This window comes from Sphingomonas sp. CCH5-D11, assembly GCF_001557395.1.
GTDB lineage: Bacteria > Pseudomonadota > Alphaproteobacteria > Sphingomonadales > Sphingomonadaceae > Sphingomonas.
Genome location: NZ_LSKH01000060.1, coordinates 1 through 12,664, shown reverse-complemented (window position 1 = coordinate 12,664; position 12,664 = coordinate 1). Strand labels below are relative to the sequence as shown.

Here is a 12,664-nt window from a genome sequence, read left to right as displayed (position 1 = left end):
CTCTTCGTCGGCGCGCTAACATCGCCGGGAGGCTCGGTCGTTTGACCAAGCGTTTTAATCAGAAGCCGCGTTCAACAAAGATTGTGCGACTTTGTTCGCTATGATCCGACTGAAAGTAGCTGACATTCGCTCCCTCTGTTATGGTGCGGCCGCCGACGCGAGGACGAATAGATGAGCGAGCCGAAATCGAGTCGATTGGACAAGCGCTTGTTGATGGCCGGATGCGTCGTGGCGGCGGTTGGTTACGGTTTGCTGCTTACCGCTGTGATGCAGCCGGTCTTGAATTGGTTCACGACCAACGCTCGGGTCGATACGGCAGTGAACTTTGCTTGGGTGTTGAGTTTCGTGATGCTTGGCCTTGCAATGATCGATTCCGGGCGCAGGCTCAGGCAGGCGTATCGTGCCGGGATGCAAAGCGGATTCTGACGGCAGCGTTCCATTTCGTCGCGGCTATTCCGATTAGGCTCGATCTCGGACGCGCCTAGATGAGCGAAGAGGTGTGTGCCGGCCGAGCCACGTAGCTGCGTAGCCCGGGCAGAGCCGACATTTTCTTGATCAAACCGCATTAGCGAGGGCGCTTGCGACACGGCGTCAAATGAGCGCCGCCGTTCCCACTTGGTTCCGCCCAAACCGCGCGCAGAGTGCATCTATCGCGACGTGTTCGAACCAATCCGGCAGCATCTGTCGCACGTTCGCAGCAAATCACTGCTACGAAGATCGCCGGCAGTGGCGGTGCATTTTGCGGCGCCACAGGAACGGAGGGCGTCATGCGCGATGTGGATGGCGATTCCCAATGGCTCGTTCGCGCACACCATTGGCTGGTTCTTGGCTTTCTGCTCGGCGGCGCCAGCGCGTGCATGCTGTTTTGACTTCGACTACTGAGCGCGCGCCCCTGTACCGATCGTGACAGGCGCGCACGGGCGGAAACTACGGCTCGGCAGCCGGCCTGTTTTCTGGGGCGGCTCCCAGCCAGTCTGAACCACTGTTTTCAATCGTGCTGAACTTGTCCAAGTGCGACAGGCTCAGGCGAGCCGATCAAGATGATGGCCAACGGCTCGCGCGAGCAAGGCCGTCATCCCTCCGGGCGGCCTTGGCCATCAATCCCGGCTGCGTGTCGGCCGCAGCTCACGCGCCAGGACTTGGATCAACGGCAGGTCCGCGGGCGGCATCGCCAGTCCGGCCAGCGAATCGACATCGACCCACGCGGCGTGCTGCGCTGCGATGGCGCGCGGCGTCCCGCTCCATTGATCAATACGGTACAGAAGAAGCACGAGGTTGCGATCGAGTGAGGGCACGGTGGTGAAGGAAAGCGGCCGCATCGCGCCTTCGTCCACCATGATGCCAAGCTCCTCGTACAGTTCGCGGACGAGTGCAGCCTCGGGCGTTTCGCCTGCCTCTACCTTGCCACCCGGGAACTCCCACAGGCCGCCATGCTGCTTCGCAATCGGCCGCTGCTGGACGAAGACGGATACGTCCGGCGCCACCAGCGCCGCGGCAACCACAAGAATTGTTGGTAGATTCGCGTTCTTCGCAGCGGTCATGTCGACCTTTCGTTAAGCCTGTCGTGCGATCAACCGCGACATGGACCGAGCCATGGCCTTGATCAAACCCGCGCTTGCGACCTGCCGGAAGCTTCTCCGCAGCCGCAAGGGCGCAACGGCCGTGGAATATGGCCTCATCGCCGCCCTGATCGTGATCGCCATGATCGCGAGCTTCAGCGGCGTGGCCGACATCACCATCAACATGTGGAACAAGGTAAGCGACCGGGTGGTTCATGCGCGTTGATGGCGCCGCCCCGGCCTTAAATGTTTTTCAACCCGCATGTGTGATTGACGGGGATACCGGAGCGGGGAGCACCTTGGCCGGTCGGGTGACTGAAGCTTTTCATTATCGGAGATCGAACATGCAGAAGATGCGCGCTTTCATTAAGGATTCCAAGGGCGCGACCGCCATCGAGTACGGCCTCATTGCCGCGCTGATCGCCGTTGCCGCCATCACCGCCATGGGCACGCTGGGCAACCAGCTGTCGACCACGTTCACGACCGTGTCGGGCAAGATGAACACTTCGGTTCGTTGATAAGTCCGACTGGTCCGGCGATTTCCGCCGGATTGGGAACCATCAAGGGCGGCGAGCAGGTGCTCGCCGCCCTTTTTGTTGGTCAGCTAAGCGCGCGGCCCATCGCCAGGAACTTTTCGCGCCGTTGGCGGCGCAGCGTCTCGGCATCAAGGGTGACGAGCTCCTCCAACGACTTCTCGATGGCATCACCCAGCGCACCGATCGCGGCAGACGGGCTGCGATGCGCGCCGCCCAGCGGCTCGGCCACGATGGTGTCGATCACACCAAGCGACTTCAGGTCCTGCGCGGTCACCTTCATGGCTTCCGCCGCCTCTGCCGCCTTCTCCGCCGTACGCCAGAGGATCGAGGCGCAGCCTTCGGGTGAGATCACCGAATAAACGGCATGTTCGAACATCAGCACGCGATTGCCGCTAGCCAGCGCGATTGCGCCGCCGGAGCCACCCTCGCCCACCACGGCCGATACCAATGGGACGCCCACGGCGAGGCACGCCTCCGTCGATCGTGCGATCGCCTCAGCCTGGCCGCGCTCTTCTGCCTGGAGGCCGGGAAAGGCACCGGACGTATCCACCAGAGTGACGACCGGAAGGCCGAAACGGTCCGCCAGCGACAGCAAACGCACTGCCTTGCGATACCCCTCCGGCTTGCCCATGCCGAAATTGTGCCGCAGGCGGCTGGTGGTATCGTCGCCTTTTTCGTGCCCCATAACCAGCACGCGGCGGCCGCGGAAAGTGGCGAAGCCGCCCAGGATCGCCTGATCGTCGCCGAACGCGCGGTCGCCCGCCAGCGGCACGAACTCCTCGAACAGCCCGGCGACATAATGTTTGAAGTGCGGCCGTTCCGGGTGGCGGGCGACCTGCGTCTTCTGCCATGGCGTCAGCTTGGCGAAAGTATCGCGCAGCAAGCGGTCGGACTTCGCCTGAAGCTTCGCGACCTCAGCCGCGATATCGACGCCGCCCTCCGCACCCGTGTCGCGCAGCTCATCGATCCGCGCCTGGAGTTCCGCAATCGGCTTTTCGAAGTCGAGAAATGTCGGCATCGTGCGCAGCTAGGCGCGCGGCTTGGCCGCGTCAACGAGCGGGTGTCGCTCATTGACCAGGGCGACCAAGCGCGCGCGATCCACATGAGTATAGATTTCCGTGGTCGCGATATCGGCATGGCCCAGCATGGATTGCAGCGCCCGGAGATCCGCCCCGCCTTCCAGCAAGTGGGTGGCGAAGGCATGGCGGAGGACATGAGGGCTGATCCGATCGGGCGGGATGCCGGCTTCTGCGCCGAGCGACCGGACGATCTGGAACAATCGCACGCGGGAAATGTGGGACTTGCCCGAGGGGAACAGATGCGGCGACTCGGCGGCGACATGATCCCGCCAGGTCGCTGCCGCCGCGCGCGCACGGTCGGAGATCGGCACGAGACGCTCCTTGTCGCCTTTCCCCTTCAGGATCAGAAAGGGTCGATCGGGATGAATGGCGTTGCGCGGCAGGGACACGAGCTCGGTCGCACGTAACCCCGAACCATAAAGCAGCTCCAGCAGCGCCGCGTTGCGGAGATCGGCCGGCAGAGCGGGATCACGCGCCAGCCGCTTGGCCGTTACGAGGAATAGCTGCTCCACGTCATGATGGCTGAGCGTCTTGGGCAAGGGCCGATGGATGCCGGGCTTGGGCAGCGCCCGGCCGGGATCGTCGGGACGCAGCCCCTCGTCATGAAGAAAGGCGAAAAAGCGCCTGAGCGCCGCCGACTTACGCGCTACGGTCGCCCGCGCAAGACTGGCCCATTCCTCACCAAGCCGCTCTACTGCCGCCGCATCGGCCGTGGCGAGCCTGCCGCCCAGCACCTCGGACGCGAGCAGCAGATCGCTGCGATACGCGCTGATGGTATTGCGGGCGGCGCCAAGCTGCGCCGCCATCATCTCCAGGAAGCGATCGATAAGGGCAACATCGCCCGCCACGATCAGGCCCGCGACACCGCCTCGGCGGCGATCATCCGCGCCTCGCCGCCAAGCCCCACCGCGCGCAGCGCCGCAACGATCCGGTACAGGGCAGCGGGTGGAACGTGGCGCCAGCTTTGCGCCTGCATGCCGATGCCCGCCAGCAGGAGAACAGTCGCGGGTTGCCGCTCGCTCACGGCGCGATCAAGCGCGCGTGTCCAGCTGTTCTCGGCACCGATGCGCACGTCGAACGCTTCCGCGCCACTTTCGATGTCCTGCGCGGAAAGGCGGCCAAGCCCCGCCAGACCGGCAAAGAACAGCTTGCGCTTCAGCGCGGCATCGCCCGTCCCAGTGTAGGAGGCAACGGCCCCGTAAGACAGGCGCGTATTCGCCTCTGGATCAGACAATTCGAGCAGCGCCCAGGCGTCGCCCCCGTCATCGACCTGCCCGCGCCAGCGTTGCGCGGTACGGTCCAGCCCGGCGGACAGCATCGCCGCCACAATCCGGTCAGCCTCGGCGCGCCCATCCCCGGGACGGATGCGCGCCGCGGCCCGCGCAGTCAGGATAAGCCGGGCGTAACGCCCCTGCGGGCTCTCGCCACCATCCCACAATTGGGCAAGAGCCCGCATGCGGGTCGCGACGTCCGCACCGACATAGGCCGCCCGCAGATCGGATGCGATCGCGCCAAGTGCTGCCGGCGTTTCCTCGCCGGCGTCCAGCGCTGCGTAAAGGTCGACCAGCGCCGCGTTGGAGATGACGCCCATCGCAGCCGCGGACTCAGCTGCCCGTGCGCGGTCCGCGATCGGAATGGCCGGCGCAAGCGCCCGCCACCCGGTCACCTGAGGTCCGACCGTCTGGTACAGCTCATCCGAAATCGGCACGCCGGTGGCCGTCGCCAGCCCGAACCGCCACGTCGTCAACTGGACCACCGAATCCCATTCGATCGTCACGGCCTGACGACTGTTCAGCCCCGCGCCGACCACCTTTTGCGCCAGCGCGAGATCAACGCCGCTTGCCACCCGCTGACGCCGGGCAGCGTCCATCAGCGGCTTGGCGCCACCTTCCGCATTGCCCAGCGCCGCACACATGGCGCGGGCAAGAATCCAACCGCGCTCGCTGTTGCCCGCACCGTCTGCCAGCGGGCACAGCCCCGCCGGATCCGCCGTGGCGAGCATCGCCTGCATCGCCACCTGCCGATACTTCGGCGTGGCATTGGCGGTATCGACGCTCTGCAGAACGCTTCGCGCCGCAACTGATTCGCCCATGCGCAGCAGCAGCCACGCGCGCTCGGCCGCGAAATCGGCACCATGCAGCCCCTCAGGGGTGCTGACCCGAGAGGCAAGCGCCCGCCGCAGCGAAATGGATAGCCAGCGCGATGGCAGCGGGGCTGACAGCCGCCGCATCAGCCCCTGCAGATAGCCGCCGTCCGCCGCGCCAAAGGCACCGGGCAAGAACCCGCCGTCAGCTGGCCCGACTGGCCCAACGAGCGCAAGCGAGCGCCGCGCGAAAAGCGGCATCTCATATTGCGCCAGCTCCTCGTCGCTCGGCCCCGTGGGCGTCGGCGTCGGGGTGGGTGAAGGCTCCAGATCCGGCAGCTCGAGCGGCGTACCCGGCAGCGGCTGCACCACCGCGCCATTGGGCTGCGCCACCGGCGGCGGTGCCGGCGCGACCGGTTCGCCGAAGCCGGGCGGCAGCAGCGATTCGGGTGCCTGGCTATTCTGGGCGACCGCGGCTGCGGCGAGTGAAGCGGCGGCGGCAAGCGCCGCGATCAACCTAGCTCGCGAGATTGCCAAGCTCGACCGCCTTTTCGACCTGCGTCGTCGGCTGCTCCGTCGCGCTGCCCGCGAGAAAGAACAACCCGCCGACCACGACGACCAACAGCACCACAAGCGTGACGATCAACCGCGACATGTTTCAACCCTGCACGGCGCGGGCGGACCCACGCTAGTAAACCGAAATCGCCGAGCCTTGTGCCCGGGGCGCTGACGCGCTGTATAGCCCGCGAACTCATGTTGCAAAGCCCCACCGCCCCCACCCGCAATCGCAAGAGCCGCTGGCAGCGTCAGCCGATCGTGCTCGTCGGCCTGATGGGCGTGGGCAAATCCACTGTCGGAAAGCGCCTGGCGCACCGGCTTGGCCTGCCATTCGTCGATGCCGATAACGAAATTGAAGAAGCGGCCGGCATGTCGATCGCGGACATCTTCGCGCAGTTCGGAGAGCCTTATTTCAGGGATGGGGAACGCCGCGTCATCCAACGGCTGATCGACGGCCGGCCGAAAGTGATCGCCACCGGCGGCGGCGCCTTCGTCAACGACGCGACCCGCGCGCTCATCCTTTCCGACGCGCTCGCCATCTGGCTGGATGCCGATATCGACGTGCTGGTGGAGCGGGTCCGCCGCCGCGACACACGCCCGTTGCTGCGCGGAAAGGACCCCGCCAGCGTGCTGCGCGAGCTCGCCGCGGTGCGCAATCCGCTCTACGCCCACGCGCATATTCGCGTGCCAAGCAACAACGCCCCGCATGAAGCGACGGTGCGTGCCATTCTGGATGCCATCGGTTACGGGGCCCCATGACGATTGTTCCGGTGGCGCTGGGCGCGCGCAGCTATGACGTGGTGATCGAGGCCGGGCTGCTGACCCGTGCAGCCGAATTGCTGGCTCCCATCTCGCGCGGTCGGCCCATGCCGATCGTGGCGGATGCGAACGTCGCGCCGCATCTCGATACGTTGCGCGCGTCGATGGCGGCGGCGGGCATCACGGGCGAGGCGATCATCATCCCCGCTGGTGAAGCATCGAAAAGCTGGGCCATGTTGGAGCGCCTGACCGATCGGCTGCTGGAACTCGGGGTGGAGCGTGGCGATCATGTCATCGCGCTGGGCGGCGGCGTCATCGGCGATCTTGTCGGCTTCGCTACCGCCATCCTGAAGCGCGGCTGCGGCTTCGTTCAGATCCCGACGACGCTGCTGGCGCAGGTTGATTCATCGGTCGGTGGGAAGACCGGCATCAATGCGCGCGCGGGCAAGAACCTGATTGGCGCATTTCACCAGCCCAAGATGGTGCTGATCGACCCGGCAGTGCTGGACACGCTGCCGCTGCGGCAGCTGAAGGCGGGCTATGCCGAAGTGGTCAAATACGGCTTGATTGACGATGCCGCGTTCTTTGGCTGGTGCGAGGAGAATGGCGCCGCGCTGCTCACCGGCGATGCGGCGGCACGCGAATATGCCATCGCACATTCAGTCAGCGCAAAGGCGCGGATCGTCGGCGAGGACGAATTCGAGACGACCGGGCGACGCGCGCTGTTGAACCTTGGCCATACGTTCGGTCACGCCTTGGAGGCGGAAGCGGGCTTTTCGGACAAGCTGCTGCACGGCGAGGCGGTCGCTGCCGGATGCGCGCTGGCCTTTGGCTATTCCGCGGCACATGGGCTATGCTCCGCCGAGGATGCGCTGAGGGTGGCCGCGCATTGGCAGGAGGTCGGGCTGCCCGACGGGTTGGCTGCCGCGGGCATCAACGCTTCGGCCGAGCAGCTGGTGGAGCACATGCGCCATGACAAAAAGGCGAGCGGCGGGCAGATCCCGTTCCTGCTCGCCCGCGGTATCGGCCAGACCTATCTCGACAAGCAGGTCTCGCTGGAGGACGTGCGTAGCTTCCTGGCGCTCCAGCCGCACTGATGCCGAATGGTGTCGCCAAGCGTGACTTGCCGACGAAGCTTTGCCCGGCCTGCCAACGCCCCTTCGCCTGGCGCAAGAAGTGGGCAAAGGTCTGGGAGGACGTGATTTACTGCTCGGACGCTTGTCGACGGCGCCGGTAGGTAGGTAGGCAGGCCGGCGTCGCTTCGCCTCGCCGGTTTAGCCGCGAGTCGCGATCCAGGCGAGCCAGAGCCATCCGGCGATCAGCAGCGTTCCGCCGATCGGGGTGATCGCCCCCAGCCAGCGCGGCGCGCCCAGTGCCATGAAATACAAGGTACCCGCGAACAGCGCGCCGCCTGCCACGAACAGCCACGCCGGCCCCCGCGATTCAAGGCGCAGGGCGGCAATGGCTGCGACGGCGTGGATCAGTTGATACTGGCCGCCGGTGCGGAGCCATTCCACGGCCTGGCCGCTGGCGCCATGCGCGCCGAAGGCACCGGCGCCAACCGCCAGCGCGCCAGACAAAGCGGCAAGCATCATCAGCCAATTCATCGATCATTTCCCCAAGGCTGCTGCTCGGCCACCAGCGCGCGAGCCGCACGAAGATCGTTTGCTTCCAGCTGGATGCGCAGCCGCTCCTTGTCGCGGGCGCGATACAAATCCTCCGCCCGGTCGATGTCGGCGCGGTCGATGCCGAGCCCCTCCATCGCCGCACGCGCCATCTTCACCGCCGATTCGAGCACTTCCCGGACGACAAGGTTGGCGGGGCCGTTCTTCATCCGGATCAGCGCACGCCGGTCGAATGCCCGGACATAAATGGCCGCGTTCGGAAAGGCTTCATGCACGGACTCGATCACTTCGGCCGTCACCTGATCACCATCGGCGCAGAACAGGATCATTTCGGCCTCGGCCGCGCCCGCCTGGCGCAACAGGTCGAGCCGGGTGCCATCGCCATAATAGACCTTGGCGCCAAACTCCCCCGCGATGTCGATCATCTCGATATCGGTATCGATCAGCGTAACCGGGATGTCCTGGGTGAGCAGCATTTGGCCGACCGTCTGGCCGAACCGGCCATAGCCGACGATCACCGCATTGGCGCCATCGGCCTTGGGCCCCTCACGCTCGCTTTGGACGATGGGCTGCTCGCGAAAGCGGCGGGTCAGCGACATCAGGAACGGTGTGGTCGCCATCGACAGGGTGATGATGGCGCCGAACAGCGATGCTGCCTCCGGCGCGATGAGATTGGCACCGGTCGCCTGGGCAAACAGGACAAAGCCGAACTCGCCGCCTTGGCTGAGCAACACGCCAAGCGCGAGCGCTGAGCGCCACGACATGTGAAAGGCAAGGCCGATCAGGAAGATCACCAACGTCTTGGTAGCAATCAGCGCCAGCGCCATGGACAGAACGAACAGCGGTCGCTCGGCGATCGCCGTGAGGTTCAGCATCATGCCGATGGTGAGGAAGAACAGGCCAAGCAGGATGGAGCGGAACGGATCCACGTCTGCTTCCAGCTCGTGGCGATAAGGGCTGTCGGCCAGCATCACGCCGGCGATGAAGGCCCCGAGCGCGGTCGACAGGCCCAGCGCCTCCATCAGCGCCGCGCTGGCGATGACGGTGAAAAGCGCCGCGAAGACGAACATTTCCCGCTCGCCCATGTTGCCGATGCCGCGGAACAGCGGACGCAGGATGAACCGGCCGGCAGCGATCAGACCGGCAATCGCCGCGACCGTATAGAGCACCAGCATCCATCCCGGCGGGCCGCCCGCGTCCGCGGGATTGCGGCTCATCGCGGCAATGATGGTGATCAGGGGAATGATCGATAGATCCTGGAACAACAGGATCGAAAAGGCGCGCTCCCCAAAGGGCGTCCGCAAGCGCCCCGATGATTGCAGCATCGGCAGCACCTGCGCGGTGGAGGAAAGCGCGAGCGGCAGGCCCAACGCAAGCGCCGCAGGGATGGAGAAGTGCGCAAACAGCGCGACGATCGCGGTGATCGCGATGCCGCAGGCCACCACCTGAAGCAGCCCAAGGCCGAAGATATCTTCCTTTAGCCGCCACAGCCGGGATGGATTGAGCTCCAGTCCGACGACGAACAGCAGAAGAGTGATGCCGAGTTCGGCCACCCCGAGCTTCGATTCGGCGTCGCCGACCAGACCAAGGATCTGCGGCCCGACCACCGCGCCGGCGACCAGATAGCCCAGCGTCGCACCAAGGCCGAGGCGGCGGAACAGCAGCACAAAGCCTAGCCCCGCACCGAGCAGAATCACTCCATCGCGCAGCAGCGATCCCGTGGCGGCGTGCTCCATCAGATCCCCTTTGCCGTGTCGCGGGCCCGCTCGGCCGCTTCGGCAGCAGCCTCGAAGGCAAGCCGGATCGATGCGTGGCGGGCGTGATAATCAAGCGCTGGCGACAGCACATCGAGGCCAGGCCATTCTGGCAGCTCGCCCTCCCGCGCCAGCCAGGCCGTGAGCGCGTCTCGCGCCGCCGCCAGCTCCGCCGGCGTCCGGCCGAGCACATGGGCGGCGAGCAAAGAGGACGATGCCTGGCCGAGCGCGCAGGCACGAACCAGCATGCCCGCTTCGCTCACCCGGCCATCCGCCCCGAGATTGACGTCCACCGTCACGCGGCTGCCGCAGATCGGCGACCGCCGCTCGCTCGTCCCCTGCGGCTCCGCCAGCCGTTCGTCGATCGGATTGTCGGTCGCCAGCCTCAGGATAGCGTCGTTGTAGAGCGTGTCGTTCATGCCGGTCGCCCTCCGCCGAAAGAGAAACCCTCGCCGAACACGGGCTGCCCACGCCGGCGACGATCGACAAAGTCCGCGATCGCGTTGCTCGTGACGTTGAGGAGCGGATAGGTTCGTGCCTCCTTGATCCAGGCCGGGCGCCGCGTCGGGCCGCCGCCGATCGTATCGAGCACCAGCACCACCAGCAGAAAGGCAAGGCTGGCGATGATCAGCCCCTTCAGCGCGCCAAAGCCGAAACCCAGCGCGCGATCGACCGGGCCCAACACCGATTTGCGTACCCGATCCCCCAGCGCACGCGCCACCATCCGCCCGAGGAAGTACGTGACGCCGCAGAGCAGCACGAAGGCCAGGACGGCCGCGCCGGAGGCGGTGCCGATCGGCCCTGCCAGCACCTTCGACAGGGGAAGGTGGAAGATCTTGACCGCAAAGATCATCGCCACCCAGGCGAACAGCGCCAGCACCTCCGTCACGAAGCCGCGCTTCAGGCCGAGAAGCGCACTGCCCGCGACGACGGTCAACACCGCAATATCAAGTCCGTTGAGGTTCATTGTTGCCGATCTAGGCCATGATGGTGGTGATGAGAACAGGGCGCCCATGCAGGGAGGGCGATTGCCCGACCTGCCCGCATCGCGCTGCGGAGAGCGGATGCCGGATCAGAGCACAGGTATGTGACACGGCTGCGGCGGCCAGCATGGCGGTTCGGCGGAGGGGATCACCCTCGCCCGAGCAGATGGTCCACCAGCCGGCCAAGCGTGGAAAAGCCGGCAAGCCGCAGGTTGCCCTTCTCGCCTGCCATGGACGCCGGAACCAGGGCCTGGCCGAAACCAAGCTTGGCCGCTTCCTTCAGCCGCAATGCGCCATGCGCCACGCTGCGCACCTCGCCGGACAGAGCGATCTCGCCGAAGGCGATGGCGTCCGCCGGCACCGGGCGTTCGGACAGCGCCGAGACCAGCGCCGCGGCCACCGCCAGATCGGCGGCAGGATCCTGCACGCGATAGCCGCCAGCGACGTTGAGATAGACTTCCGCCGAGGAGAAGCTGAGGCCGCAGCGCGCCTCCAAAACGGCGAGGATCATGGCAAGTCGGCCGCTGTCCCACCCCACCACGGCGCGGCGCGGGGTGGCACCGCTGGCGAGGCGAACGACCAGCGCCTGGATCTCCACCAGCACCGGGCGCGTGCCCTCCAGCGCTGGAAACACCACCGTTCCCGTCACGCTTTCGTCACGCTGGGTGAGGAACAGCGAAGACGGGTTCGTCACCTCCGCCAGCCCCTCCGCCTGCATCGCGAAGACGCCGATCTCGTCCGTGCCGCCGAAGCGGTTCTTGATCGCGCGCAGGATGCGATATTGATGGCTGCGCTCGCCTTCGAAGCTGAGCACGGTATCCACCATATGTTCCAGCACGCGGGGGCCGGCGATCGTGCCGTCCTTGGTGACATGGCCGACCAGCACCAGCGCGGTGCCACGTTCCTTCGCGAAGCGGATCAGCTCCTGCGCCGAGGCGCGCACCTGACTGACGGTGCCGGGTGCGCCCTCGATCAGATCAGAGTGCATCGTCTGGATCGAATCGATCACGAGCAAGGCGGGCGGCTTGCCTGCGCCAAGCGTGGTAAGGATGTCCCGCACCGACGTGGCGGAGGCGAGCCGGACCGGCGCCTCGCCAAGCCCGAGCCGGCGCGCGCGCAATCGCACCTGATCCGCCGCCTCCTCACCCGACACATAGGCGACATCCGCGCCGGCAAGCGCCATCCGCGCCGCGGCTTGAAGCAGCAGGGTGGATTTGCCGATGCCGGGGTCGCCCCCGATCAGCGTGGCGCTGCCCTCCACGAATCCGCCGCCCAGCGCCCGGTCCAGTTCCGCAATGCCGCTGGGCAGGCGAGCCGGCAGCGGCACTTCGGCGTCCAGCGCCATCATGGTGACGGAACGGCCGCCGCCCTGAAGATTGTGCTTGGCCTGAAACGGCGTAACGATCGCCGGCGCTTCCTCCACCAGCGTATTCCATTCAGAGCAGTCGACGCATTGCCCCTGCCAGCGGGACGTGACCGAGCCACAGGATTGGCAGACGTATCGTTTCTGCGGCTTCGCCATCATTCATTCCCAAAGCGCCAGCGGCCCGACCTTTTCGCGACAGGATTAAACGCGAAGTGGCACCATCTCGGCCTAACGCAAGAACAACAAGGGAACAATCCCGCCATGCGCAGCCTCGCGGGCGGGGTCGGGCGCGCAGGGGACACGTTTCGCCGGTCATCCGGACAAGCACCGGTTTAGCGCGCCACTTGCCGACCATGCCATCC

General features: G+C 66.1%; 16 protein-coding genes. 6 read left to right on the top strand and 10 right to left on the bottom strand.

Annotated elements, in window-relative coordinates:
- The first annotated feature begins 171 nt into the window (after positions 1-171).
- Positions 172-426 (top strand): hypothetical protein, encoded by a 255-nt coding sequence (locus AX702_RS24065; RefSeq protein WP_066776411.1) that lies wholly within the window; start codon positions 172-174, stop codon positions 424-426.
- 671 nt (positions 427-1,097) lie between these two features.
- On the opposite strand, the gene AX702_RS24060 is transcribed toward AX702_RS24065, so the two are convergent.
- Entirely contained in the window at positions 1,098-1,541 is a 444-nt protein-coding gene (locus AX702_RS24060) for a (deoxy)nucleoside triphosphate pyrophosphohydrolase (RefSeq protein ID WP_066776409.1), read from the bottom strand.
- 52 nt (positions 1,542-1,593) lie between these two features.
- Between AX702_RS24060 and AX702_RS24055 the strand changes: the two genes are divergently transcribed.
- Together AX702_RS24055 and AX702_RS24050 are read left to right on the top strand one after the other, a co-directional pair.
- Positions 1,594-1,785, top strand: coding sequence for a Flp family type IVb pilin (locus AX702_RS24055; protein WP_066776406.1), 192 nt, complete (start codon positions 1,594-1,596; stop codon positions 1,783-1,785).
- A gap of 118 nt (positions 1,786-1,903) precedes the next feature.
- The gene (locus AX702_RS24050) at positions 1,904-2,077 is read left to right on the top strand and encodes a Flp family type IVb pilin (protein ID WP_066776403.1); all 174 of its coding nucleotides are present in this window, start codon (positions 1,904-1,906) and stop codon (positions 2,075-2,077) included.
- A gap of 82 nt (positions 2,078-2,159) precedes the next feature.
- Here the strand turns inward: AX702_RS24050 and AX702_RS24045 are convergent, their stop codons facing one another.
- The 4 genes from AX702_RS24045 to AX702_RS24030 are packed head-to-tail and all read right to left on the bottom strand — an operon-like array spanning position 2,160 to position 5,912.
- Positions 2,160-3,113 carry an acetyl-CoA carboxylase carboxyltransferase subunit alpha gene (locus AX702_RS24045; RefSeq protein ID WP_066776400.1) on the bottom strand — a complete coding sequence of 318 codons (954 nt, stop codon included), beginning with the start codon at positions 3,111-3,113 and terminating at the stop codon, positions 2,160-2,162.
- A 9-nt stretch (positions 3,114-3,122) separates the two neighbouring features.
- The gene (locus tag AX702_RS24040; RefSeq protein ID WP_066776396.1) at positions 3,123-4,022 is read right to left on the bottom strand and encodes a tyrosine-type recombinase/integrase; all 900 of its coding nucleotides are present in this window, start codon (positions 4,020-4,022) and stop codon (positions 3,123-3,125) included.
- Between the two features lie 2 nt (positions 4,023-4,024).
- Positions 4,025-5,773 (bottom strand): hypothetical protein, encoded by a 1,749-nt coding sequence (locus AX702_RS24035; protein ID WP_231731717.1) that lies wholly within the window; start codon positions 5,771-5,773, stop codon positions 4,025-4,027.
- A 1-nt stretch (position 5,774) separates the two neighbouring features.
- Entirely contained in the window at positions 5,775-5,912 is a 138-nt protein-coding gene (locus AX702_RS24030) for a hypothetical protein (RefSeq protein ID WP_177179073.1), read from the bottom strand.
- A 98-nt stretch (positions 5,913-6,010) separates the two neighbouring features.
- Here AX702_RS24030 and AX702_RS24025 point away from each other — a divergent pair, with 98 nt between their 5' ends.
- The 3 genes from AX702_RS24025 to AX702_RS24015 are packed head-to-tail and all read left to right on the top strand — an operon-like array spanning position 6,011 to position 7,811.
- Positions 6,011-6,574: a shikimate kinase gene (locus tag AX702_RS24025; protein WP_066776387.1), complete on the top strand. Its 564-nt coding sequence runs from the start codon at positions 6,011-6,013 to the stop codon at positions 6,572-6,574.
- Positions 6,571-7,671: a 3-dehydroquinate synthase gene (aroB, locus tag AX702_RS24020; protein ID WP_066776386.1), complete on the top strand. Its 1,101-nt coding sequence runs from the start codon at positions 6,571-6,573 to the stop codon at positions 7,669-7,671. The genes AX702_RS24025 and aroB overlap by 4 nt, the downstream gene beginning before the upstream one ends.
- Positions 7,671-7,811 carry a DUF2256 domain-containing protein gene (locus AX702_RS24015; RefSeq protein WP_082745965.1) on the top strand — a complete coding sequence of 47 codons (141 nt, stop codon included), beginning with the start codon at positions 7,671-7,673 and terminating at the stop codon, positions 7,809-7,811. The genes aroB and AX702_RS24015 overlap by 1 nt, the downstream gene beginning before the upstream one ends.
- Before the next feature lie 37 nt (positions 7,812-7,848).
- Here AX702_RS24015 and AX702_RS24010 read toward each other — a convergent pair whose 3' ends face one another.
- The 5 genes from AX702_RS24010 to radA form a co-directional block, all read right to left on the bottom strand.
- Complete coding sequence (locus tag AX702_RS24010) at positions 7,849-8,181, bottom strand: DUF423 domain-containing protein (RefSeq protein WP_066776384.1); 333 nt, start codon at positions 8,179-8,181, stop codon at positions 7,849-7,851.
- Positions 8,178-9,935, bottom strand: coding sequence for a cation:proton antiporter domain-containing protein (locus AX702_RS24005; protein ID WP_066776382.1), 1,758 nt, complete (start codon positions 9,933-9,935; stop codon positions 8,178-8,180). Before AX702_RS24005 ends, AX702_RS24010 begins: the two co-directional genes overlap by 4 nt.
- On the bottom strand, positions 9,935-10,372 hold the full coding sequence (locus AX702_RS24000) for an iron-sulfur cluster assembly scaffold protein (protein WP_066776371.1): 438 nt from the start codon (positions 10,370-10,372) through the stop codon (positions 9,935-9,937). Before AX702_RS24000 ends, AX702_RS24005 begins: the two co-directional genes overlap by 1 nt.
- On the bottom strand, positions 10,369-10,920 hold the full coding sequence (locus AX702_RS23995; RefSeq protein ID WP_066776368.1) for a CvpA family protein: 552 nt from the start codon (positions 10,918-10,920) through the stop codon (positions 10,369-10,371). Before AX702_RS23995 ends, AX702_RS24000 begins: the two co-directional genes overlap by 4 nt.
- Before the next feature lie 164 nt (positions 10,921-11,084).
- Positions 11,085-12,458: a DNA repair protein RadA gene (gene radA, locus AX702_RS23990; protein WP_066776413.1), complete on the bottom strand. Its 1,374-nt coding sequence runs from the start codon at positions 12,456-12,458 to the stop codon at positions 11,085-11,087.
- Positions 12,459-12,664 lie beyond the last annotated feature (206 nt).

Excerpts from the sequence above, each read along its gene's own strand:
- AX702_RS24065 (WP_066776411.1), top strand. The coding sequence starts at position 172 with ATGAGCGAGCCGAAATCGAGTCGATTGGACAAGCGCTTGTTGATGGCC.
- AX702_RS24060 (WP_066776409.1), bottom strand. The coding sequence starts at position 1,541 with ATGACCGCTGCGAAGAACGCGAATCTACCAACAATTCTTGTGGTTGCC.
- AX702_RS24055 (WP_066776406.1), top strand. The coding sequence starts at position 1,594 with ATGGCCTTGATCAAACCCGCGCTTGCGACCTGCCGGAAGCTTCTCCGC.
- AX702_RS24050 (WP_066776403.1), top strand. The coding sequence starts at position 1,904 with ATGCAGAAGATGCGCGCTTTCATTAAGGATTCCAAGGGCGCGACCGCC.
- AX702_RS24045 (WP_066776400.1), bottom strand. The coding sequence starts at position 3,113 with ATGCCGACATTTCTCGACTTCGAAAAGCCGATTGCGGAACTCCAGGCG.
- AX702_RS24030 (WP_177179073.1), bottom strand. The coding sequence starts at position 5,912 with ATGTCGCGGTTGATCGTCACGCTTGTGGTGCTGTTGGTCGTCGTGGTC.
- AX702_RS24025 (WP_066776387.1), top strand. The coding sequence starts at position 6,011 with ATGTTGCAAAGCCCCACCGCCCCCACCCGCAATCGCAAGAGCCGCTGG.
- aroB (WP_066776386.1), top strand. The coding sequence starts at position 6,571 with ATGACGATTGTTCCGGTGGCGCTGGGCGCGCGCAGCTATGACGTGGTG.
- AX702_RS24015 (WP_082745965.1), top strand. The coding sequence starts at position 7,671 with ATGCCGAATGGTGTCGCCAAGCGTGACTTGCCGACGAAGCTTTGCCCG.
- AX702_RS24010 (WP_066776384.1), bottom strand. The coding sequence starts at position 8,181 with ATGAATTGGCTGATGATGCTTGCCGCTTTGTCTGGCGCGCTGGCGGTT.
- AX702_RS24005 (WP_066776382.1), bottom strand. The coding sequence starts at position 9,935 with ATGGAGCACGCCGCCACGGGATCGCTGCTGCGCGATGGAGTGATTCTG.
- AX702_RS24000 (WP_066776371.1), bottom strand. The coding sequence starts at position 10,372 with ATGAACGACACGCTCTACAACGACGCTATCCTGAGGCTGGCGACCGAC.
- AX702_RS23995 (WP_066776368.1), bottom strand. The coding sequence starts at position 10,920 with ATGAACCTCAACGGACTTGATATTGCGGTGTTGACCGTCGTCGCGGGC.
- radA (WP_066776413.1), bottom strand. The coding sequence starts at position 12,458 with ATGGCGAAGCCGCAGAAACGATACGTCTGCCAATCCTGTGGCTCGGTC.